The 22,812-nt window shown below is 69.9% G+C and carries 17 protein-coding genes; 5 read left to right on the forward strand and 12 right to left on the reverse strand.

The window, feature by feature from the left end:
• Window positions 1-129: 129 nt before the first annotated feature.
• The gene (gene glgX / locus ABZX37_RS46450; RefSeq protein WP_354750740.1) at window positions 130-2,274 is read right to left on the reverse strand and encodes a glycogen debranching protein GlgX; all 2,145 of its coding nucleotides are present in this window, start codon (window positions 2,272-2,274) and stop codon (window positions 130-132) included.
• 103 nt (window positions 2,275-2,377) lie between these two features.
• A complete protein-coding gene (locus ABZX37_RS46455) occupies window positions 2,378-2,803 on the reverse strand; it encodes a nuclear transport factor 2 family protein (RefSeq protein ID WP_354750741.1) in 426 nt (141 codons plus the stop codon).
• 63 nt (window positions 2,804-2,866) lie between these two features.
• Between ABZX37_RS46455 and ABZX37_RS46460 the strand changes: the two genes are divergently transcribed.
• Window positions 2,867-3,838, forward strand: a complete 972-nt coding sequence (locus tag ABZX37_RS46460) for a YafY family protein (protein ID WP_354750742.1) — start codon at window positions 2,867-2,869, stop codon at window positions 3,836-3,838.
• A gap of 3 nt (window positions 3,839-3,841) precedes the next feature.
• On the opposite strand, the gene ABZX37_RS46465 is transcribed toward ABZX37_RS46460, so the two are convergent.
• Window positions 3,842-4,420: a helix-turn-helix domain-containing protein gene (locus tag ABZX37_RS46465; protein WP_354750743.1), complete on the reverse strand. Its 579-nt coding sequence runs from the start codon at window positions 4,418-4,420 to the stop codon at window positions 3,842-3,844.
• 87 nt (window positions 4,421-4,507) lie between these two features.
• Between ABZX37_RS46465 and ABZX37_RS46470 the strand changes: the two genes are divergently transcribed.
• Window positions 4,508-5,467 carry a zinc-binding dehydrogenase gene (locus ABZX37_RS46470; RefSeq protein ID WP_354750744.1) on the forward strand — a complete coding sequence of 320 codons (960 nt, stop codon included), beginning with the start codon at window positions 4,508-4,510 and terminating at the stop codon, window positions 5,465-5,467.
• 6 nt (window positions 5,468-5,473) lie between these two features.
• Here ABZX37_RS46470 and treZ read toward each other — a convergent pair whose 3' ends face one another.
• From treZ to ABZX37_RS46495, 5 genes are all read right to left on the reverse strand, one after another.
• Window positions 5,474-7,183 carry a malto-oligosyltrehalose trehalohydrolase gene (gene treZ, locus ABZX37_RS46475; protein ID WP_354750756.1) on the reverse strand — a complete coding sequence of 570 codons (1,710 nt, stop codon included), beginning with the start codon at window positions 7,181-7,183 and terminating at the stop codon, window positions 5,474-5,476.
• Window positions 7,180-9,456 carry a malto-oligosyltrehalose synthase gene (gene treY / locus ABZX37_RS46480; protein WP_354750745.1) on the reverse strand — a complete coding sequence of 759 codons (2,277 nt, stop codon included), beginning with the start codon at window positions 9,454-9,456 and terminating at the stop codon, window positions 7,180-7,182. The genes treZ and treY overlap by 4 nt, the downstream gene beginning before the upstream one ends.
• A complete protein-coding gene (glgX, locus tag ABZX37_RS46485) occupies window positions 9,453-11,579 on the reverse strand; it encodes a glycogen debranching protein GlgX (protein ID WP_354750746.1) in 2,127 nt (708 codons plus the stop codon). The genes treY and glgX (ABZX37_RS46485) overlap by 4 nt, the downstream gene beginning before the upstream one ends.
• A 54-nt stretch (window positions 11,580-11,633) precedes the next feature.
• Window positions 11,634-13,574, reverse strand: coding sequence for a 4-alpha-glucanotransferase (gene malQ / locus ABZX37_RS46490; RefSeq protein ID WP_354750747.1), 1,941 nt, complete (start codon window positions 13,572-13,574; stop codon window positions 11,634-11,636).
• Between the two features lie 398 nt (window positions 13,575-13,972).
• Window positions 13,973-14,827 (reverse strand): TIGR03619 family F420-dependent LLM class oxidoreductase, encoded by an 855-nt coding sequence (locus tag ABZX37_RS46495; RefSeq protein ID WP_354750748.1) that lies wholly within the window; start codon window positions 14,825-14,827, stop codon window positions 13,973-13,975.
• A gap of 151 nt (window positions 14,828-14,978) precedes the next feature.
• On the opposite strand from ABZX37_RS46495, the gene ABZX37_RS46500 reads away from it, so the two are divergent.
• Complete coding sequence (locus ABZX37_RS46500) at window positions 14,979-15,272, forward strand: DUF3040 domain-containing protein (RefSeq protein WP_354750749.1); 294 nt, start codon at window positions 14,979-14,981, stop codon at window positions 15,270-15,272.
• A 3-nt stretch (window positions 15,273-15,275) separates the two neighbouring features.
• On the opposite strand, the gene ABZX37_RS46505 is transcribed toward ABZX37_RS46500, so the two are convergent.
• On the reverse strand, window positions 15,276-15,755 hold the full coding sequence (locus tag ABZX37_RS46505) for an Lrp/AsnC family transcriptional regulator (protein ID WP_354750750.1): 480 nt from the start codon (window positions 15,753-15,755) through the stop codon (window positions 15,276-15,278).
• 133 nt (window positions 15,756-15,888) lie between these two features.
• Here ABZX37_RS46505 and ABZX37_RS46510 point away from each other — a divergent pair, with 133 nt between their 5' ends.
• Window positions 15,889-18,204, forward strand: a complete 2,316-nt coding sequence (locus ABZX37_RS46510; RefSeq protein ID WP_354750751.1) for a transketolase C-terminal domain-containing protein — start codon at window positions 15,889-15,891, stop codon at window positions 18,202-18,204.
• Between the two features lie 40 nt (window positions 18,205-18,244).
• Here ABZX37_RS46510 and ABZX37_RS46515 read toward each other — a convergent pair whose 3' ends face one another.
• The 3 genes from ABZX37_RS46515 to ABZX37_RS46525 all read right to left on the reverse strand — a co-directional run bounded on the left by ABZX37_RS46515 (window position 18,245) and on the right by ABZX37_RS46525 (window position 21,498).
• Entirely contained in the window at window positions 18,245-19,327 is a 1,083-nt protein-coding gene (locus ABZX37_RS46515) for an alcohol dehydrogenase catalytic domain-containing protein (protein ID WP_354750752.1), read from the reverse strand.
• 23 nt (window positions 19,328-19,350) lie between these two features.
• Window positions 19,351-20,763, reverse strand: a complete 1,413-nt coding sequence (locus tag ABZX37_RS46520; protein WP_354750753.1) for an aldehyde dehydrogenase family protein — start codon at window positions 20,761-20,763, stop codon at window positions 19,351-19,353.
• Window positions 20,764-20,826: 63 nt separating this feature from the next.
• Window positions 20,827-21,498 (reverse strand): GntR family transcriptional regulator, encoded by a 672-nt coding sequence (locus ABZX37_RS46525; protein ID WP_354750754.1) that lies wholly within the window; start codon window positions 21,496-21,498, stop codon window positions 20,827-20,829.
• 183 nt (window positions 21,499-21,681) lie between these two features.
• On the opposite strand from ABZX37_RS46525, the gene ABZX37_RS46530 reads away from it, so the two are divergent.
• Entirely contained in the window at window positions 21,682-22,170 is a 489-nt protein-coding gene (locus tag ABZX37_RS46530; RefSeq protein WP_354750755.1) for a hypothetical protein, read from the forward strand.
• Window positions 22,171-22,812 lie beyond the last annotated feature (642 nt).

Below are 22,812 nucleotides of genomic sequence, written 5' to 3' on the forward strand. Positions count from 1 at the left end.
CTTTTTGCTTAAAAAACCCCCCCCCTGTTCCGGGTTATACCCCGCATTACCCCCCGGGCTACCGTTCGTTTATCTACTCTTGGGGTGAATCTGATTCCCGCAAGGAGTCCTTCACGGACCTCGGCCGGCCTACAGCTGCGGGATCTCGACTGTGTCCCGCGGCGCGCGCAGCAACAGCAGCGACCGCGCCTCGACCGTGATCCGCGCCTTCGGCTCGAGCACGCCGGGATTGGCCGGAGTGCCGTCGGCGGTGCTGGTGTCCAAAGTGGGCTTGAAGGTCTCGCCGTACTCCGGTCCGGGCAGCACGATCTCGGCCGGTTCCGCGCCCGCGTGCAGCACCAGCAGCCACGAATGGTCGGTGACGAGCGCGCCCTCGCGGTTGCGCGCCTGGCTGTTCGACCCGTCGATCCACATGCAGAGCGTGCGGCGGTCCTCGTCGAACCAGTCGATCTCGTCGAACTCCTCGCCGTCCGGACGGAACCACACGAGGTCGGGTTTGCCGGTGACCGTCGTGCGGCCCTCGAAGAACTCCGGCTGCCGCAGCGCCGGGCTGTGCGCGCGCAGCCGGATCAGGCGGCGGGCGAACTCGAGCATCGGCTCCGAGGCCTCGGTCGGGGTCCAGTCGACCCACGACGTTTCGTCGTCGAGGCAGTAGGCGTTGTTGTTGCCCTGCTGGGTCCGCCACATCTCGTCGCCCGCGGTGAACATCGGCGTGCCGGTGGACAGCAGCAGCGTCGCGAACAGGTTGCGGGCCTGGCGGGTGCGCAGCGCGACGATCGCCGCGTCGTCGGTCCCGCCCTCCGCGCCGTGGTTCCACGACCGGTTGTCGTTCGTGCCGTCGCGGTTGTCCTCGCCGTTGGCCTCGTTGTGCTTTTCGTTGTAGGACACCAGGTCCCGCAGCGTGAAGCCGTCGTGCGCGGTGACGAAGTTGATCGACTGCCACGGACGGCGCAGGTTGTGGTCGTACAGATCGGACGAGCCGGACAGCCGGTAGGCGAGGTCGCGGACGCCGGTCGCGCCGCGCCAGAAATCGCGGACCGTGTCCCGGTAGCGGCCGTTCCACTCGGCCCACTGCGCGCCGAAGTCGCCGACGCGGTAGCCCTCGCCGGTCGCGTCCCACGGTTCGGCGATCAGCTTGCAGCGCGACAGGACCGGGTCGGTCGTGATCGCGGTGAGCATCGTGGACTCGCGGTCGAACATCTCGCCGCGCGGGCGGCCGAGCGTGCTCGCCAGGTCGAAGCGGAATCCGTCGACGCCCATCTCCTGCGTCCAGTACCGCAGCGAATCGGTGACCAGGCGGACGACCGTCGGCGAACCGGCGTCGAGGGTGTTGCCGCAGCCGGTGAGGTCGGCCATGTGCCCGCGGCGGGTGTGCAGGTAGTACGCCGGGGCGTCGAGGCCGCGCAGCGAGAGCGTCGGGCCGTCCGGGCCGCCTTCGCAGGTGTGGTTGAAGACGACGTCGAGCAGCACCTCGATGCCGGCCGCGTGCAGGGCCGCCACCATCGTGCGAAATTCCTCGACCTCACGGCCCGGCTCGCTCGCATACCCGGCGTGCGGCGCGAAGTAGCCCAGCGGCGAGTAGCCCCAGTAGTTGTGCCGTCCTGAGCGGATCAGCGCGGGCTCGTCGGCGAAGGCGTGCACCGGCAGCAGCTCGACGGTCGTGACGCCGAGCCGGGTCAGGTGCTCGATCGCGACCGGGTGCGCGAGGCCGAGGTACGTGCCGCGCAGCGCTTCCGGGATGAACGGATGCTGCTGGGTGAAGCCCTTCACGTGCAGTTCGCAGATCACCGACTCCTCGAACGGCACCTCGGGTTTGACCCCGGTGTCCTGTCCGCCCGGCGAGGTGACCACCGACAGCGGCACGGTGCCCAGTGAGTCCACAGTGGACATCGGACCGCGCTCGGGGTCGCCGGTGAAGCCCTGCGCGGCGTGCAGGCCGGCGAGCCTGCCGTCGATCCGGCGCGCGTACGGGTCGACGAGGAGCTTGGCCGGGTTGCAGCGGTAGCCGCGCCCCGGGTCGTACGGACCGTGCACGCGGTAGCCGTAGCGCTGACCGACCGTGACGCCCGGGACGAGGCCGTGCCAGACGCCGAACGTGCGTTCGGTCAGCTCGATCCGCCGCTCGGAGCCGTCGTCCCCGATGAGGCACACCTCCACCGCGTCGGCGACGGCGGACGTCACCGCGAACCGGACGCCGCCCGCCTCCGGGTGGGCGCCGAGCGGAAACGGACGTCCGGCGAGGACCTGGTTGTCGGTTGCGGGTCGCTGTGCCATGCGCCGATCTTTTCAAACCCGGGGCGGCGGCGGGCTCCGGCGCTTGGCTGAACTTGCCCGGGATAGGGGTGATGACCTGGGCCGATGGCGGCGCAGCCCGAGGTCAGGCCGGGCGCGCCCCGAAAGCGGCCTCGACGGCGAGGCTGTCCTCGTACATGTGGTGCTTCGCGATCAGCCCGTCCTGGACGGCCAACCTGAGCGCGAAGGTCATCGCGAACCGCTTACCGGTCGGCTTGACCTGCTGAAAGCTGGCTCCGAAGAGGACCGCGACCGGGCCGTCGACGATGATCTCGTCGAGCCGCACTTCGCCTGCTTCGGGCACGCAGACGGCCGCGAAAGTCCGGTAGTGGTCCGCGACGTCGGCCCGGGTGGACCGGGGACGGATCCACGGCACGGCGGGATGCCGCGACACCGGCCAGCTCACCCGCCAGTCGACGGTCTCCGCATAGAGCTCCGCGATCCTTTCTGGGGTGTCCCCTGCCGCGGTCCGGCGCAGGAACTCGTCGACGACCGCTTTGGTTTCATTCATGGCCCGGACGCTAACCAAGGTCTGCTGACATCTTTTGTCAGTGGACCGAGGCATGCTAGGCCCATGCGTGCGAGCCGTCTCGTCTCCATCCTGTTGCTGCTGCAGGCCCGGCAGCCGAGGACCGCGGACGACCTGGCCGCGCGGCTGGAGGTCACCCCGCGGACGATCTACCGCGACATCGAGGCGTTGAGCGCCGCCGGGATCCCGGTCTACGGCGAACCCGGCCACGACGGCGGGTACCGCCTGGTCGACGGGTACCGCACCCAGCTGACCGGCCTGACCAGGCAGGAAGCCGAGGCTCTGTTCCTCACCGGCCTGCCCGCCGCGGCCTCCGGACTCGGTCTGGGGCCGGTCGTCGCGACCACGGAGCGCAAGCTGCTGGCCGCGCTGCCCGCCGAGCTGCGGTCCCACGCCGACCGGGTCCGCGAGCGGTTCCACCTGGACGCGGCGTCCTGGTATCACGACACGGAAGCCACGCCGCAGTTGCCGACTGTCTCGGACGCGGTGTGGCAGCAGCGCCGTGTCCGGATCCGGTATCAGCGCTGGGCCGCGCCTCACGAAGCGACGCGGGTGGTCGAGCCGTACGGCGTGGTGCTCAAGGCCGGGCACTGGTACCTGGTGGCCCGGCGATCCGGGGAGTTCCGGACTTACCGGGTGGCGCGGATCGTGGAGGCGGCGCTGCTCGACGAGACCTTCGACCGGATTGAGGATTTCGATCTGGGCGGTTACTGGCAGGACTACCTCGATGACTTCGACTCGCGACGGCACCAGGGCGAGGCGGTGCTGCGGCTGTCGCCGGAAGGGATGCGGCTGTTGCCTCAGCTCGCCGAGCCCGCCATTGCACGTGCTGCGTTGGAGAGCGGGATTGTCGAAGCGGACGGGTGGACTCGGGTGGTCGTTCCCGTTGAGCACCCGGACCAAGCCGTCCACGATCTGCTGCGACTCGGACCGTTGGCGGAAGTCGTTGCGCCGCAAGGGCTTCGCGACCGGCTGGCCGAGGCGCTGACGTCGATGCTCCGTCGCTACGCCCGGTGAGACTCAGGACCGGATGACAAGCAGGCTGCGGACCAACTCGTGGAGGGTCGCCGTCAGCCGGCCGGTATCGCCGCTGCGGACCAAGTGCATGACCAGGTCGCTGTGCAGCGCACCGAGCAGAATGTGCCCGAGGAGTTCGGCGTCGAGTTCGGGTCGGGCTTCGGTGATCAGCATGCTGACGTGACGATGCCAGTACTGGTAGACGTCGCCCGCTTGCCGCTCCTCCGGCGCAGCCTCCTCGTACGCGGCGATCAGGGCGACGTTGCGCGTGGCGAGATCGACTACGGCGTCAAGGAAAGCGAGCAGGCGGTCCGCCGCGGGCACACCGGGCCCCAGCGGCGGAGGCCCCTTCTCGACCGCCTCGGCCAGCAAGCGCACGCGGTCCTCCAGCAGCGCGCGCATCAGGCCGGAACGGCTGCCGAATCGATGGAACACCGTGCCTTTTCCGACGCCCGCGGCCCGCGCGACCTGTTCGACCGACACTCGCCCGGGCCCGCTCTCGACGAGCAATTGTTCGGCGGCGCGCAGGATGGCCGCCCGGTTGCGAGCCGCATCCGCGCGTTCCCGCTTCGGTTCGGCCACGCGTTCTCCCTCGACAACTGGACTGTCGGTCAATATAGTAGCTGACGCTAACTGGACCATTGGTTCACTTATGAGAAGAGGTCTGCCATGCGCGCGGTCGTGCTGCACCGGACCGGAGGTCCCGAGGTGCTGGTTCCGGAAAACATCCCCAGACCCGAACCCGGGCCGGGACAAGTGCTGCTGCGGATCGAGGCGGCCGCCGTCAGCACCGGCGAGACGAAGATGCGGTCCGGAGCCGTCCGGGTCCCGTTCGCCCTCCCCGCGGTGCTCGGCGCCGAGGCCGCCGGAGTGGTCGAAGAGGTCGGCGAAGGCGTCGATTCCCCGCCCCGGGGCGCTACGGTGGTCGGCATCACCGGCGGCAGGGGTTCGTATGCCGAGTACGCCGTCGTTGATGCCGCCATGACGACGGCGGTGCCCGACGGACTGTCCGCGGCGGACGCCGTCGCGATGGCCGCTCCAGGCGCGATGGCGTTCGGCCTGACGAGGAAAGCCGGAGTTCAGCCCGGGGAGACGGTGCTGGTCGAGGGCGGCTCCGGTGCCATCGGCGGCTACCTCGTGCCGCGGGCCCGCGAGCTCGGGGCACGGGTCATCGCGACCGCCGGCACGCCGGACGGCCGGGAGCGGGTTCGCCGCCTCGGCGCGGACCAGCTCCTCGACCACACCGATCCGGACTGGCCGGACGGCCTGGGCGAAGGCACCGTGGACGTCGTGTTCGATCTGGCCGGCGGCGAAGTCGCCGGACGGCTGCTGGACTCCCTCGCTCCGGGCACCGGGCGCATGCTGATGTACGGCTCGCTGACCGGCGATCCCGGAGGGTTCGATTCGGCGAAGATTCGCGAGCGAGGGCTCCAGGTCGCCGGCTGCGCAGGTCCCGCGTGGGCAGCGGGCATCTTCGGCGTCTCGTACCCGGAGTTCCTCGCGGCGGCCGGACGCGACGAGGTGCCGCGGCCGGCGATCGAAGCACGTCTTCCGCTCGCCGATGCCGCCGAAGCGCACCGCCGACTGGAAAAAGGCCGGGTTTCGGGCCGGATCCTGCTCGTTCCGTGACGCGGGTCAGCGGGTAGCGACCAACACGAACGACTCCGCGGGCAACACCGTCGCCTCGCCGCCCACCGCGGGATTCCCCCACGAAGCCAGCACCTCCCCCGCCACCGGAAGCTCGACCGGCTTCGCCGCGAAGTTGCACGCCAGCCGCAGTCCGCCCCGGTGCAGGATCAGCCACGAATCGTCCGGCGGGGTCTCCACGACGACCCGGTCCAGCCGGGGATCGGTCAGCTCCGGGTACGAGCGGCGGAGGCGGATCAGCGTCCGGTACAGGCCGAGGATCTCCCGGTGCCCCGGTTTGCCCGGCTCGGTCCAGTCGAGCCGCGAGCGGGCGGCCGTGGCCGGGTCCATCGGGTCCGGGACGTCCGTTTCTCCCCAGCCGTGGCGGGCGAACTCGCGGCGGCGGCCGGTGCGGACGGCCTCGGCCAGTTCCGGGTCCGGGAACGACGCGAAGAACTGCCACGGCGTCTCCGCGGCCCATTCCTCGCCCATGAACAGCATCGGCGTGAACGGCGAGCAGAACACCACCGCGGCGCCGCAGGCCAGCAGGCCGGGCGAGACGGTCGCCGACAGCCGGTCCCCGGTCGCGCGGTTGCCGATCTGGTCGTGGTCCTGCAGGTAGGCCAGGAACCGGTGGCCGGGGGCGACGCGCCGGTCGAGCGGGCGGCCGTGCGTGCGGGAGCGGAACGACGACCAGGTGCCCGCGTGGAAGAAGGCCTCCCGCAGGGTCTTGGCCAGCGCGCCGGGCTCGGCGAAATCGGTGTAGTAGCCGGTGGTTTCGCCGGTGAGCCGCACGTGCAGCGCGTGGTGCAGGTCGTCGGACCACTGCGCGTGCAGGCCGTAGCCGCCGGCGTCACGGGCGGTGACGAGCTTCGGGTCGTTCTGGTCGGACTCGGCGATCAGCGTCAGCGGGCGGTTCAGGGCCGCGGACAGCGCCTCGACCTCGGTGGCGAGTTCTTCCAGCAGGTGCACCGCGCGCTTGTCGACCAGCGCGTGCACGGCGTCCAGGCGCAGGCCGTCGAGGTGGAAGTCGCGCAGCCAGCCCAGGGCGTTGTCGAGGACGTAGCGGCGGACTTCGTCGGAACCGGGGCCGTCGAGGTTCAGGCCGGCGCCCCAGTCGGTGCGGCCGGCGAAGTACGGGCCGAACCGGTCGAGGTAGGCGCCGGACGGGCCGAGGTGGTTGTAGACGACGTCGAGCACCACCGCGAGCCCGCGTGCGTGGCAGGCGTCGACCAGGCGTTTCAGCCCGTCGGGACCGCCGTACGGTTCGTGCGCCGCGCCCCACAGGACGCCGTCGTAACCCCAGCCCGCGGTGCCGTCGAAGGAGTTCACCGGCAGCAGTTCGACATGCGTGACGCCGAGGTCGGCGAGGTGCCCGAGCCGGTCGATGACCGCGTCGAACGTGCCTGCCTCGGTGAAGGTGCCGACGTGCAGTTCGTAGACCACGCCGCCGGGCAGCTGCCGTCCGGTCCACGGCTGGTCGGTCCACTCGAAGGCGGAATGGTCGTAGACGCGTGAGGCTTCGTGGACGCCGTGCGGCTGGCGGAGCGAGCGCGGGTCCGGCAGCGGGCGGTCGTCGTCGCCGAGGAGGAAGGCGTAGTCGGTGCCGGTGACGTCGGCCTGCCACCAGCCGTCGGCGGCGGCGGTCATCTCGTGGTCGGTGCCGTCCACGCGGACGCGGACGCGCTCGGCGGACGGGGCCCACACGCGGAACATCAGGAGTCCTCTCGTACCAGAAGCGCGACTGGGTACTGCTCGAACAACGCCGAAGCTTGCGGTGCGTCGCCTACCCCACGGCCGGTCAGCACGTCAGTCCATTCTCCGGCGCGCAGCGGCAGGACGGTGTCGCGCCAGCCACCTGCACGGTGAAGTCCCACGGCCAGCCGGGTAACTGCCACGGTCAGGCCAGCTCCACGCTCGAAGGCCAGAAGGTGTTCCGCGGCAACGCCTTCGGCCTGCAACGGCCGGTAGCCAGTGAAGAGTTCCGGCCGGTCTCGACGCAGGGTCAGCGCGTGGTGCACCACCAAGAGCTTCGCGGCACCGGTCTCGTCGATTTCAAAGGACTCGCCAGCTTGGACGCGTTCGAGCAGGGAGCGCCGGACGGCGTAGTCGACCTCGCGGCGGTTGTCCGGATCGACCAGCGAGTAGTCCCACAGCTCGGTGCCCTGGTACACGTCCGGCACGCCGGGTCCGGCCAGCTGCACCAGCTTCTGCCCCAGCGAGTTCGCCCAGCCCGCGCCGCGCACCCGTTTGACGAACGATTCGACATCCGCCGCCAAGTCAGCGTCGCCGAGCACGGCTGACGGCCACTCGGCGACGGCGCGCTCGAAGTCCTCGTCGTGGTCCGTCCAGGAGGTACGGAGTTTCGCTTCCTTCGCGGCCTTGTCGAGGTAGTCGCGCAGCCGCTCCGGCGAAATCGGCCACGCGCCCACAAGCGTCTGCCACGCAAGGAGATTCAGCGCGGGCTCGTCGATCCCGCGCGCGGCGGTCCACCGTCGGACCGCGACCGCGAACTCGTCCGCGACCTCCGACAGCGCGGCCATCCGCGCCCGCGTGTCCTCGGACCGCTTCGTGTCGTGAGTGGTCAGCGTGGTCATCGTGGCCGGAGCCGCAGCCGCCCGGCCCGCGGCCAGCGTGTGGAATTCCCCGGTGCTCAAGCCGAAGCGGTCCGGGTTCCCGCCGACCTCGTTCAGCGCGGCGAACCGGGTGAACCGGTAGAACGTGGTGTCCTCGGTGCCCTTCGCGACGACCATGCCGGACGTCTGCTGGATCCGCGTCGCCAGCTCGCAGTCCGGCGCGCCGCGCACCTGGCTGTCGAGCGCGTCGAGCGCCGGGGCCAGTTCGGGCCGCCGCTTGCGCGCCCGCGCGACGGCCGTCGCCCAGTGCCCGGAACCCTCCGGGAGATACGAACGGTAGACCGGGAACGCGATCATCACCTCGGCGACGGCAGCTCGGGCCGCGTCGGCGTCCACGCCTTGGAGCAACGCGGCGATCCGGTGCACCTCGGCGACCAGGATGCCGTCGGTCACCAAGCGCCGCGCGCGTTCCTCGACCGCGTGATAGTCGGTGCGCACGCCCTGTTCGGCGGCGAGCCGGGTGAACACCGACGCGGCGGCCGGGTCCACGAACACGCCGGTGATCTCGCGCAGCGCGTCGTATCCGGTGGTCCCGTCGACCGGCCAGCTCTGCGGCAGCGCCTCGCCGGGATGCAGGATCTTCTCCGCCACCAGCCACGCACCGGGCGCGCCCTCGCGGAGCCGCCGGAAGTAGCCGCCCGGGTCGGCGAGCCCGTCCGGATGGTCCACGCGCAGGCCGGTGACGTCGCCGTCGGACACCCAGCGCAGCACCTCGCCGTGCGTCTCGGCGAACACCTCCGGCCGCTCCACGGTGACCGCGGCCAGGTTCGTGATGTCGAAGAACCGCCGGTAGTTCAGCTCCCGGTTGCCGCGCCGCCAGCCGACCAGCTCGTAATGCTGGCGCGCGTGCACCTCTCGCGGCGTGCCGTCGCCGGTGCCGGGCGCGAGCGGGAAGCGGTGGTCGTAATAGACCAGCTCGTCACCCTCGACAGCAAGCTCGTCGTTGTCGTCGCCGAGCACCGGCAACAGCAGCCGACCCCGGTGCCAGTCGATGTCGAAGAACGCGGCGTACGGCGAATCCTGGCCGTTCCGCAGCACGTCCCACCACCACTGGTTCGCCTTCGGCACCTCGACGGACATGTGGTTCGGCACGATGTCCACCACGAACCCGAGCCCGGCGTCCTTCAGCCGCGCCGACAACGCCTTTCGCGCTTCTTCGCCGCCCAGTTCGACCCGGGCACGCGTCGGATCAGTGACGTCGTAGCCGTGCGTGGACCCGGGCGTCGCGTCGAGCATCGGCGAGCCGTACAACGCGCCGACACCCAACTCGCGCAGGTATTCCACGATCCCGGCGGCCTCGGCGAAGCCGAACTCCGGCCGCAACTGCACCCGGTACGTCGAGGACGGCGTGCTCATTCGCCCTCCTTCGCGGTGCGCTGCAACACGACCAGCGAGCGCGCGCCGAGCGTGAACTTGCCGCCGCCTTCGACCGGTTCGACGTCCGTCTTCCCCACCGCACCGGTCTCGGTGTCGACCACGACTGTCCATTCGCGACCGTAGCCGTTGCCCGGCAAGGTCATCGCGATGTCCTCCCAGTGCGCGTTGAACGCCAGCAGGAACGAATCGTCCTCCACCGGCATCCCGCGCGGGTCGAGGTCCGGAATCCCTTCCCCGTTCAGGAAAATCACCACCGATTTGCCGAACGCGTCGTCCCAGTTCTGCTCGGTCATCTCCTCACCCGCGGGAGTGAACCAGGCGATGTCGCCCAGTTCCTCTCCCTTGCGCACCGGTTTGCCCTGGAAGAACCGGCGGCGGCGGAACACCGGATGCGCTTTGCGGAACGCGGCGAGCGCGCCGGTGAACGCGACCAGGTCGGCGTTCTCCGTGGCGAGTTCCCAGTCCATCCAGGACAGTTCGGTGTCCTGGCAGTAGGCGTTGTTGTTGCCCTGCTGGGTGCGGCCGAGTTCGTCGCCGTGCAGCAGCATCGGCACGCCTTGCGACAGCAGCAGCGTGGCGAGCAGGTTCCGCCGCTGCTGGTCGCGCAGCGCGAGCACCTCCTCGTCGTCGGTCGGACCCTCGACGCCGCAGTTCCACGAGCGGTTGTCGTCCGCGCCGTCGCGGTTGTCCTCGCCGTTGGCCTCGTTGTGCTTTTCGTTGTAGGACACCAGGTCGGTGAGCGTGAAGCCGTCGTGCGCGGTGACGAAGTTGATCGACGCGAACGGGCGGCGGCCGTCGTCCTGGTACAGGTCCGACGAACCGGTGATGCGCGACGCGAACTCGCCCAGCGTGGACGGTTCACCGCGCCAGAAGTCGCGGACGGTGTCGCGGTACTGCCCGTTCCACTCCGTCCACAGCGGCGGGAAGTTGCCGACCTGATAGCCGCCGGGCCCGACGTCCCACGGTTCGGCGATCAGCTTCACCTGGCTCACGATCGGGTCCTGCTGCACGAGGTCGAAGAACGTCGACAGCCGGTCGACGTCGTAGAACTCGCGGGCCAGCGCGGAGGCGAGGTCGAACCGGAAGCCGTCCACGTGCATCTCGGTCACCCAGTACCGCAGCGAATCCATGATCAGCTGCAGCGTGTGCGGGCTGCGCACGTTGAGCGAGTTCCCGGTGCCGGTGTAGTCCATGTAGTACTGCGGATCGTCCTCGACCAGGCGGTAGTACGCCTCGTTGTCGATGCCGCGCATGGACAGCGTCGGGCCGAGGTGGTTTCCCTCGGCGGTGTGGTTGTAAACCACGTCGAGGATCACTTCGATGCTCGCCTCGTGCAGGGCGCGGACCATGCCCTTGAACTCCTGCACCTGCCCGCCCTGGCCCTGCATCGCGGCGTACCCGTCGTGCGGCGCGAAGTACCCGATCGTGTTGTAACCCCAGTAGTTGCGCAGGCCTTTTTCGTCGAGACCGTGGTCGGTGACGAACTGGTGCACCGGCATGAGCTCCACTGTGGTCACGCCGAGTTTCTGCAGGTGCTCCACGATCGCCGGGTGCGCCAGCCCGGCGTACGTGCCGCGCAGCCGTTCCGGCACGAACGGGTGCGTCATCGTCATGCCGCGCACGTGCGTCTCGTAAATGACCGTTTCGTGGTACGGCACCCGAGGCGCGCGGTCGTTGGCCCAGTCGAAGAACGGGCTGACCACCAGCGAATACGGCACGTGGCCGGCGGAGTCGTCCTCGTTGAGCTGCTCCGGGTCGTCGAAGCGGTAGCTGAACAGCGCTTCAGTCCAGTCGACGCCGCGCGACAACGCCTTGGCGTACGGGTCGATCAGCAGCTTGCTCGGGTTGCAGCGCTGGCCGCGGCTCGGGTCGTACGGCCCGTGCACGCGGAATCCGTACCGCTGCCCGGGTCCGACGCCGAGCAGGTAGCCGTGGTGGACGAAGCCGTCGACCTCCTCCAGCCGCGAGCGGGTTTCGTTGCCCTCGTCGTCGAACAGGCAGAGATCGACGTGCTCGGCGACCTCGGAGAACAGCGCGAAGTTCGTCCCCACGCCGTCGTAGGTCGCGCCGAGCGGGTAGGGCTTTCCGGGCCAGGGCCGCACAGGGCTTCTCCTTGGGCATCGGTTTTCGTTGTCCGGACGGGCTTTACGAGTTTTTCAGCGCACCGGGCGGGCCGCGGCGAGCGGGGCGACCGCCGCCCGCACCCGCGGGTCGGCGAAGAACCCGTCGACGGTGACGGGAAGCGGGATGCGCCAGTTAGGGTACTCATCCACGGTTCCCGGCAAATTCGGCTGGCGCCGTTCGCCGACGACGTCCGCCGGTGCGGTAAGCACCAGCCGCGACGCCGCCGAAGCGAGCAGCGTGTGCAAGGCGACCACCAAGTCGTCGTCCGGAATTCCTTCGCTGGCAACCAGTTCGAGCAGCGCCGTCCGCTCGGCCGCCGCTTCGGCGTACTCCTGCTCCACCGGACGGTCGAGCTGGCCGAGCTCGGCTCGGACTCGCACGTGCTCGGCGTCGAGCCAGCCCGACACCGTCGGCAGGTCGTGCGTGGAAATACTCGCCATCGCGTCCGGATCCCAGTTCTCCGGACGGACGAACGGCTTGCCCGGCGCGTCCCAGTCGCGCTGGAACCACAGCACGGCGGAGCTGAGCAGGCCGCGTTCGTGCATGGTTTCGGTGACGGTGTCCTCGACGGTGCCGAGGTCCTCCCCCACCACGACCGCGCCCGCGCGATGCGCTTCCAGCGCGAGCACGCCGAGCATCGCTTCGGCGTCGTAGTGCACGTACGTGCCGCGACCAGCCGGTTCGCCCGGCGGAATCCACCACAGCCGCCACATTCCGGCGACGTGGTCCACCCGGATGCCGTCGGCGTGCCGCAACACGCCGCGCACGACGTCGCGGAAGGGCGCGTACCCGGCTTCGGCGAGCCGATCCGGCCGCCACGGCGGCAGATTCCAGTCCTGGCCCTGCTGGTTGAACGCGTCCGGCGGCGCGCCGACCCGCACCTGCGCGGCGAACACGTTCCGCAGCGCCCAGGTGTCCGCGCCGCCGGGATGCACCCCGACCGGCAGATCGTGCACGACGCCGACCGGCATGCCTGCTTCACGCGCGGCGCGGCGGACGTTGTCGAGCTGCTCGTGACAGAGTTGCTGGAGCCAGCCGTGGAACTCGATCCGCTCCGCCAGCTCCTCGCGAGCGGCGGCCACCTCGGCGCTGCCGGGATCGCGCAACGGCTCGGGCCACTCGCGCCAGTCACTGCCGTGCACCTCGGCGAGCGCGCCGAACGCGGCGAAATCGCGGAGGTCGTCGTCCAGTTCGATCGGGTGCGGATGATAGGGCCGCAACAGTTCCAGCGCGGCGCGTTTGGCAGTCCACACGGCGTCGTAGTCGATGAGCTCGCCGATCGGATCCGGCGCTAGCGCCCGTACCTGCCGCTTCGTGTCTTCGTCGGCGCGGGCGAACGCTTCGGTGTCGGTGACCCGCAGGTACAGCGGATTCGCGAACCGGCGGCTGGACGGCGAATACGGCGACCGTTCGACCGGATGCGCCGGACTGATCGCCTGCACCGGGTTGACGAGCAGCACGCCCGCGCCCAATTCGGCGGCCGACCGGGACGCCATCACGGCGAGATCGCCGAAATCGCCCATTCCCCACGACTGTTCGGAATGCAGCGCGTAGAGCTGCAGCATCCAGCCCCACGCGGGCAGCATCGCGGGCAGCCGGTCCGGGACGACAGCCAGCGAAACCCGTTGCTCTGCGGTCACGATCTCGTGCCAGCCCAGCGGAAGGTCAGCCGGAAGTGTGGCGCCGACGTCACGCGCTGTGCCGTCTTCGAGTTCGACAGTGGCGGGTCGGCCAAGTTCGCGTTCTTGCCCGGCGCGCACCACGACAGTCGGCGGCAACGCTTGCGAGGCACGGGCTTCCCGCACCGCGGCCAATTCTCGCTGAATTGCTTGTGGACTACCGGCATCGACGTCAAGCTGCGCCAATACGGCGATCACGACGTCTGGGTCGACCTGTACTTCGACTTGGTCGGCGTTTTCGTAGCGGGTGGCGACGCCGTGGGCAGCGGCCAGTTCGGCCAGTTCGGGGGTCACGTTTCGGTCCGGGGAAAGGGAATGCGCACCGGACCAGTCTCCCGGGCGGTGCCGCGCGGCGCCATTCGCCTCGCCGCCGCAGACGGGCGAAGCGGTGACCGGCCGGTCGGGGGGCGTGCCGGCCGGTCACCGCCACACGAAACAAGAGGGAAGGCCGCTCCAGGAATGACGCGCGACGGCTGAGTTCACCCGTTCAGGCGCTTTTCGCTCTTCCAGCGCGCAGGTCCATACCAACGGAGGTAGTGCGATCCCACAATGGCGGCTCGGCGCGGATTTGCTGTCCGCAAGGGGAACCCTGAGGGACTCAGATTCCCGCAGGGTTCCCCTCACGGACCTCAGCAAACGGTCAGCAAGCACACCGCTCAAGCCCGGGGCAGCGCGGTCCGAAGTGGACGCCGTCAGGCTCCGGCCAGCTGCCCGAGCTTCCCGGCGAGCCGGTCCAGCCACGCCTCGACCTCGCCCGCCGAGCGGTCCGGGAGCCCGAACACGACCTCGGTGACGCCTGCCTCCTCGAGCTTGGCCAGCCCTTCCGGATCCGGGCGCGGGCCGAGCGCGATCACTTCCGGCTCGCCTTCGCGGCCTTCCTCGCGCCAGATTTCGCGCAACTGCGCGACTTTCTCGGTGATGTCGCCCTCGGCGGGCGTGGTCAGCCAGCCGTCGCCGTGCCGCGCGATCCAGCGGAACGTGCGCTCGTTCCCGCCCGCGCCGACGACCACCGGCACCTTGGGCTGCACCGGCTTCGGCCACGCCCAGCTCGGCCCGAACTCCACGAACTCGCCGGAGTAGCTCGCCTCTTCCTCGGTCCACAGCGCGCGCATCGCCTCGAGGTACTCGCGCAGCGCGGTGCGCCGCCGCTTCCCGGGCACGCCGTGGTCGGCGAGCTCGTCGGTGTTCCAGCCGAACCCGACGCCGAGCGTGACCCGGCCGCCGGACAGGTGGTCCAGCGTCGCGACGGTCTTGGCGAGCGTGATCGGATCGCTCTCCACCGGCAGCGCCACCGCGGTCGCCAGCCGGATCGTCGAGGTCACCGGCACCGCGCTGGCCAGCGCGACCCACGGGTCGAGCGTGCGCAGATAGCGGTCGTCCGGAAGCGAGGAGTCGCCGGTCCGGGGATGCGGGGCGTCGCGCCGGATCGGGATGTGGGTGTGCTCGGGCACGTAGAACGTCGCGAATCCGGCCTCTTCCGCGGCCTGTGCGGCCGCCGCCGGGGAGATGCCCCGGTCGCTGGTGAACAACACGATCCCGTATCTCACCCCCGGCACGTTATTAGAACGTGTTTCAGTTTGCAACGGCCTCCGGCCCCGCGCGATTATTCCTGGTGAAACCCGGGCTTGACGGCAGCGTGGACCGGGTATTCCACTGGTACTGAGCGATCACCGGCCCGTCCTGCCCGAGGAGGGGATCATGCTGCCCCATCGCGACCGCAGCGCCCTGCGGAAGATCGAAGAGGAACTCGCCGCGAGCGACCCCGTGTTCGCCGCGACCCTGAGCCAAAGCGTGCTGCCCGCGCAGTCCCGGCGGTGGCGGAAGATCCTCGTGCTCGCCGAGGCGACCGTCCTGTTGATGCTGGTCTTCGGCCTCATGGCCGGGGACACCGGCTGGTTCCTGTGGGGCCTGCTGGCCGCGCCGCTGCTGGTGTGGGCGCACCGGGCCATGCTGCAGCGCGGCGGCGAGCGCGCGGCCGACGACCAGCCGTGATTTTCAGCGTTGGGCAGCGCGTTCGAGCAGCGGAGTGAGCCGGTAAGGCACCATCTCGCGCATGACGAGCGCGTTGTTGGTGCGCTCGACGCCGGGGATTTCCAGGATTTCCCCGGCGATCCGGTACAAATCGTCCGCGTCCGTCGCGACGACGTGCACCAGCAGGTCCTGCGCCCCGGTCAATCCGCGCACCTGCAGCACTTCCGGCACCGCGGCGAGCGCGCGGCCGACCTCGTCCAGCAACCGTTGCCGCGCTTGCACCGTCACGAACGCGGTGAGCGGGTAGCCGAGCGCGGCCGGGTCGATCCGGTGTTCGGCCGAGCGCAGCGCGTCGCCTTGTTCGAGGCGGGCGAGCCGGCTTTGCACGGTGTTGCGGGACAGGCCCAGTTCGTCGGCGAGCGCGACGGCGGTGGCCCGCGGGTTGCGGCCGAGCGCGAGCAGGATCCGGGCGTCGGTGGCGTCGAGCCGTTGAGTGCTGGGCATGCTGCGCAGTCCTCTCCGCACCGCGAGGTGCTGTCTTGGGCGTTCTGCGCAATGTTGAACGCGCTTGTTGTGCACCCTACCCAGCTCTGCTGGACTGTCCTGAACTTTCCGCCCAAGAAAGGTCCGATCCGTCGTGAGCAGCGCCGCCCCCGAACGCCTTCCGGACAACGACACGGTGACCGTCCTGCGCGAGGTGCAGGACCGGGTGCTGTGGCTGTCGACCGCGATCATCGACCACGCGAACCGCGTCCGGCCCAATCCGACCGGGCTCAAGGTCGGCGGGCACCAGGCGTCCAGCGCCTCGATGGTGTCGATCATGACCGCGCTGTGGTTCGCCCGGCTGCGCGCGCGGGACCGGGTTTCGGTCAAGCCGCACGCCTCCCCCGTGCTGCACGCGATCAACTACCTGCTCGGCGACCTCGACGAGAAGTACCTGACGACGCTGCGCGAGTTCGGCGGCCTGCAGAGCTACCCGTCGCGCTCGAAGGACCCGGACCGCGTCGACTACTCCACCGGCTCGGTCGGCATCGGCGCGACCGCCCCGATCTGGGGCGCGCTGGCGCGGCGCTACGTCGAGTCGCACGGCGGCGGCGCGGGCACCGGACGGCAGTACTCGCTGGTCGGCGACGCGGAACTGGACGAGGGCGCGTGCTGGGAGGCGATCCTCGACCCGAACGTCGCCGAACTGGGCGAGGTCGTGTGGATCGTCGACCTGAACCGCCAGTCGCTCGACCGCGTGGTGCCGAACATCGGCGCGACCCGGCTGCAGGGCATGTTCGAGGCGGCCGGCTGGCAGGTGCTGACCGTGAAGTACGGCCGGCTGCTGCAGGATCTGTTCGAACGCCCGGGCGGCTCAGCGCTGCGGGCGCGGATTGACGAGATGTCCAACCCGGAGTACCAGCGGCTTCTCCGCTGCACCCCGGCGCAGCTGCGCGAACGCCTGACGACGCCGGAGCTGGCTGCACTGCTGGACACTGTCGACGACGACACGCTGCACGCGGCCATCCGGAACCTCGGCGGCCACGACCTCCCCGCGCTGCTGGACGCTTTCGACGCCATCGACGACCACCGGCCGACCGTCGTTTTCGCTTACACCGTCAAGGGATTCGGTCTCGCCAGCGAGGGACATCCGCAGAACCACTCGTCGCTGCTGACCGCCGAGCAGCTGGGTTCGCTGGCCTCGCGGGTCGGAATCTCGCTCGACAACCCGTGGCAGAAGTTCCCCGAGGGTTCTGCCGCCGCCGAGCTGTGCGCTTCGACGGCCACTCGCCTGGAGCGGGAAACCGTTTCCCCGCAACCGGTCCCGGCGCTGCCGTCCGACATCGGCCGCACGCCGTCCGGCCGCACGACGACACAGGCCGCGCTCGGCCGCGCGCTGCTCGACCTGACCCGCGAGGCGCCCGAAGCCGCGGAACTCGTCGTGACGCTGTGCCCGGACGTCTCGTCCAGCACCAACCTCGGCGGCTGGGTCAACAAGGTCGGCGTGTGGTCGCCGCAGGAACGCGTCGACTGGTTCGCCGACGACCCCGAAACGATCCTGCACTGGCGCGAGCGGCCCAGCGGACAGCATCTGGAGCTGGGCATCGCCGAGGTGAACCTGGTGAGCGCGCTTGGCGAACTCGGCACCACGTGGTCGCGCTGGGGCCGTCCGCTGCTGCCGATCGGGGTGCTTTACGACCCCTTCGTGGAGCGCGCGCTGGAACCGTGGTCGTTCGGCATCTACGGCGGCGGACAGTCCATTTTGGTCGGTACGCCGTCCGGCGTCACGCTCGCGCCCGAGGGCGGTGCGCACCAGTCGGTGACCACGCCCTCGGTCGGCCTCGAACAGCCTGGTTGCGTGACGTACGAACCGGCTTTCGCCTTGGACGTCGAGTGGACCCTGCTGGCTTCCTTGTCGCGGCTCGGGCGTCCCGACGGAACTTCCGCCTACCTGCGCCTGTCCACCCGTCCGGTGGACCAAAGCCTGGCCGCGGTGCCGACCGATCCGGCCGCGCGGGAACGTCGCCGCCGCCAGGTCGTGGCGGGCGCGTATCCGATCCGCACCGCCGCGGTGGCGCGCCCGGACGTCACGCTGGTGACGATGGGCGCGATGGTCACCGAGGCGCTGGAGGCCGCCGACCGGCTGGACGCGCTGGGCAAGCACGCCGATGTGGTGTGTGTGACGAGCCCCGGCCTGCTGTTCCGCGCTGTGCAGGCGAGGGCGGGGCAGGACACGGCCGAGACGTGGATCCTGGAGTCGGCGCTGCCGTCCGAACGGTCCGCGCCGATCGTGACGGTCCTGGACGGGCATCCGCACACGCTGGCGTTCCTGGCGAACGTCCATCGTGTGCGGGCGTCGCACCTGGGCGTGACGCGGTTCGGGCAGTCCGGGGATCTGGAGAGCGTGTACCGGCATCACGGCATCGACACGGACAGCATTATTCAGGCCGCGCTGGACGTGGCGGACTGATCGAAGGCGGCCGGGACTTGGTGCGGTCCCGGCCGGTCCTTCAGTCCCCGATCCGGATCAGCGAGCGGGCGCCCTGCCCTTGCCGCATCCGGTCGAACGCCTCGCCCACCTCGTCGAGCGAAATCCGGTGCGTCACCAGGGTTTCCAGATTCAGCGCACCCGAACGGACCTCGTCGGCGAGAACCGGGATGTCGACGTCCGGGTCGGAAGCGCCGTAGACGGTGCTGGTGAGCGTGCGGGCGAAGTGGAAGATCTCCAGCGGGTTCAGCACGACCTGCTGGTCCTTCCGCCCGACGCCGACCACCGTGCAGTGCCCGCCGCGGCGCACCGAACTCCACGCCGCGCGGATCGTCGTCGCCGCTCCGACGCATTCGAAGGCGTAGTCCGCGCCGCGACCGTCGGTCAGCCCGCGGACCTGTTTGGCGAGTTTGTCGTCGCTCACCAGGAAATCCGTCGCACCGGCCGCGCGGGCGAGCGTTTCCTTCTCCGGCGACAGATCGGCCGCGATGATCTGTCCGGCTCCCGCGAGTTTCGCTCCGAGCACCACGCACAGCCCGATCCCGCCGAGACCGAGCACGAGCACGCTCTGTCCTTTTCGGACTTTCGCCGTGTTGCGCACCGCGCCGACCCCGGTCAGCACCGCGCAGCCCATCAACGCGGCCAGATCGAGCGGAACGCCGCCCGGCAGCGGCACGACGGATCGCCCGGGTACCACGGTTTCCTCGGCGAACCCGCCGACGCCCAGCAGCACGTTGAGCGGCCCGCCGTCCAATTCTCCGCGCGGCAACGTGGTGACGCCCTCGATCGCCGAGCACAACCAGGGTTCTCCGGCCAGGCAGAACCAGCATTCCCGGCAGGCGGCGGCCCAATTGAGCACCACCCGGTCCCCCGGCTGCACGTGCGTGACTTCATTGCCGACCTCGGCCACGACGCCGGACGCCTCGTGGCCCGGCACGAACGGGTACTGCGGGCGCAGCGTTCCGTCCACCATGGACAGATCGGAATGGCACACCCCGGCGGCCGCGATCCGCACCCGCACGTCGTCGGGCCCGACCGGCGGCAGCACGATGTCGCACACCTCCGGACGGCCGCCCTGCTCGCGCACAACCACGGCTTTGACCACGGTGTCTTCTCCTTCGGGTCGTGCTAGAGCTGGATGGATTTGAGCTCGGTGAACTCGTCGAGCGCGGCCCGGCCCATCTCGCGGCCGAGACCGGACTGCTTGTAACCGCCGAACGGGGCGAGCGGGTTGAAAGCCCCGCCGTTCACGTCGATCTGCCCGGTCCGGACCTTGCGCGCAAAGGCCAGCGCGCGGTCCTGGTCGGCCGACCACACCGCCCCGTGCAGGCCGTAACGGGAGTTGTTCGCGATGCGCAGCGCGTCTTTCTCGTCGTCGAACGGGATGATCGACAGCACCGGGCCGAAGATCTCCTCCTGCGCGATCGTCGAATCCGGGTCCACGCCCGCGAAAACTGTCGGTGCTACGAAGTAACCTGTGTTGGCAGGAGCTTCAGTACCACCCGTCACCAGAGTTGCGCCCTCGGCGATGCCCTTCTCGATGTAACCGCGCACCCGGTCGCGCTGTGCTGCCGAGACAAGCGGGCCGAGCTTTGTCTTGGGGTCCAACGGATCGCCCGTCGTGAACCCCTCGGCGAACGTCTTCGCGAGCGCTACCGCTTCGTCGTGCTTCTCGCGCGGGACGAGCATGCGCGTCCACGCCGTGCAGGTCTGGCCGCCGTTGAGGAACGCGTTGGAGACGCCGACTTTGACGGCCGTCGCCAGGTCCGCGTCGTCGAGGATCACGTTGGCGGACTTGCCGCCCAGCTCCAGCGTGACGCGCTTGACCGTGCGTGCCGCCAACTCAGCCACCCGGGTGCCGGCACGCACCGAACCGGTGAACGACACGACGTCGACCTCCGGATGCGTCGCCAGCGCCTCGCCCACCACCGGCCCGTATCCGGTGACCAGATTGACCACACCAGGCGGAAAACCGGCGTCGTGGATCGCGTCGAACAACTGGTACGCGCTCAACGGCGCGACCTCGCTCGGCTTGACGACGACCGTGCAGCCCGCCGCCAGCGCCGGCGCGATCTTGCAGGTGATCTGGTGCAGCGGGTAATTCCACGGCGTGATCGCCGCGACGACGCCCGCCGGTTCGCGCACGATCAGCGAGTTGCCGACCTTCTCCTCCGGCTCGTCCTGGCCGAGCAGATCGACGTACGTCTTCACGTCGGTCTGCGGCAGCGCGGCCTGGATCCGGGTCGCGATGCGCAAGGGCGTGCCGACGTCTTTCGCGATCGTCTCGCCGATCTCGTCGGCTCGCTTCGCCAGCCCGTCGAGGAGTTTGCGCAGCAGCTCAGCGCGTTCCGCTCGCGTGGTTTCGGCCCAAGCCGGAAACGCCTCGCGCGCCGCCCGGACCGCCCGGTCGGCGTCGGCGGCCGTGCCCTCCGGGATGTGCGCCTGGACCTGCTCGGTGGCCGGATTTTCCACCGGGATCGTGGCTTCGGAATCCGAGCGGACCCATTCGCCGCCGAGGTACAGCACGTCGCGCTCAGCCACCGAGTCTCCTTCGATCTGGGTTCTCTCCCTCTCGGCGGATTCTATAGAAAACGCTCCGGCTGTCTAGTGCGCCGCGAGGACGCCCTGTGCCGCAAGGAAGTCGACCAGCAGGTCCCCCGCCTCGCGGATGTGCGCCGCCATCGCCTCCCGCGCCGCGTCCGGCTTGCGCTCGTTCAGGGCGGCGAGCACCCGATCGTGGTCGTCGCGCGCGAGGATCGGCCAGCCGGGGATGTCCGCATACGCCGAGAACGGCACGTACCGGAGCGTCAAGGACAGCATCCAGGTGAACTTGGGCGAGGCGGCGGCGTGATTGACCATGCGGTGCAACGCGAAATCGGCCCGTTCGGTCGCGTCGAGGTCGCCGTCGCGGACGGTTTTCCCGATCTCGCGCTGGAGGTCGTCCAGCCGCGCCAGCCCCGCCGGATCGAAGGCCTCCGCCGCGCGCGCCGCCAGCTCGCCGGAGACGTAGGCCTGCATCGCGTAGACGTCCACGACGTCGCGGCGCGTCACCGGGATCACCCGGAATCCGCGCCCTGGACGGAAATCCACCATGCCCTCGCCCGCGAGCGCCATCAACGCCTCGCGGACCGGGGTGGCGCTGACGCCGAGGCGCTCGGCCAGATGCTCCGTCCGCAGCCGCTCGCCGCCGCGGACCGCGCCGGTCAGGATCAGATCGCGCACCTGCTTGGCGACCCGCGGGCTCAGCCGTTCGCGCGCTTCTCCGGCCACTGTCACGAAAACTCCCCGCCAGCGTTCGATTTCCCGCTATCGTAGCCCTTGCCTGCGGATGTGACCCCGGTCACTTTTCGCTCCGGCGAGAACCTGCGGAGGGGGTCGCCTCGACTATCCGGACGAGCCCCATGCACCGGGGTGTACCGCAGAGTGTCCTCAATGGACACTTCGAGGGAGGGAAACGGAATGTCAGTGAAGTCTTCGGTTCTGCGCCACGGCCGCCTGGTCGTAGGCACGGCACTCGCGGCGGCCGTCATCACCGGCGGAACGATCGGAGTCGCCGCGGCGGCCACCGGCGATCATCCGGTGGTGCCCGTCGCTGCCGCCGCTCCTGCCGCACCTGCCGCTGTTGCCGCCCAGCCGCCCGCCGAGCAGCCGCCGGAGGGAGCCCGGGCGATCGTGAAGATCGACCCGAACCCGGCCGCCCCCGGCGGAGACATCACGCTCACCGGCAACTGCGGCGGAGGCAAGGGCCTGAAGAAGGTGATCGGCGGATTCCCGGGTCATCAGATCCTCAAGGACATCAAGATCGTCGACGCGAACCCGGACGCCTTCAAGGCAACAGCGAAAGTCACCACGAAGGTCGGCAACGGAGTCGGTCCGGTCATGGTCGACTGCGACGGAGAAGCAGGCGTGACCCTGCTGGTCACTCACACTCCTGCGGCGGGTGAGTAGCCGATGCCAGAAAAGATCCGCGGCACCAGGGTGACCCGATCCGGTTCGGCGGTGGTGCCCAGCTAGGTCGGTCTGGCGGTCGCGGCTGTCGGTTCGACGCTGTTGCGCAGACCCTGGTGACTCGGTAGCGGTCTCGACGCTGTCGACGCGATCCCGCTAGGGCGCGGTGGTCGTCTCCCGGGGGACGACACCGTGGTCACGCGCTCGGCACCGGTGTGCAGCGTCAACGCCGAGACGGATCTCGTCGTGACATCGGTGCCTCAGCGCCGAAACGGTGCCGCCGACCGGGCAAACCGCTCCGCCAACGCGGACAGTCGCCGACGCGGACAGTCGCCGACGCGGGGCGGTCGCCGAGGCGAGTGGTCGGCAACCCGGACTCGTCGGCAAGGCGAACCGGCAGGCAACGCGGACCGCTCAGCAACCCGGCTTGGGAACAGCACCGACGGCGAGGGCCGCATCTGTCCATCGCCGTCTCAACCGGCGACGTCGTGACCGAGCAGGTCACACGTCCGTGTCGAGGGGTTGGCCATCCGGCCGGATGGCCAACCCAAAACGGGGGGCCCGACAACGGGATAGGGTGGGGTTGGGGGAGAGTGTTTGAGTGAAGGTTTTTATGATAGGGGTGGGCGGAATAATTAAAAA

It is taken from the genome of Amycolatopsis sp. NPDC004079 (assembly GCF_040610415.1).
Lineage (GTDB): Bacteria > Actinomycetota > Actinomycetes > Mycobacteriales > Pseudonocardiaceae > Amycolatopsis > Amycolatopsis halotolerans.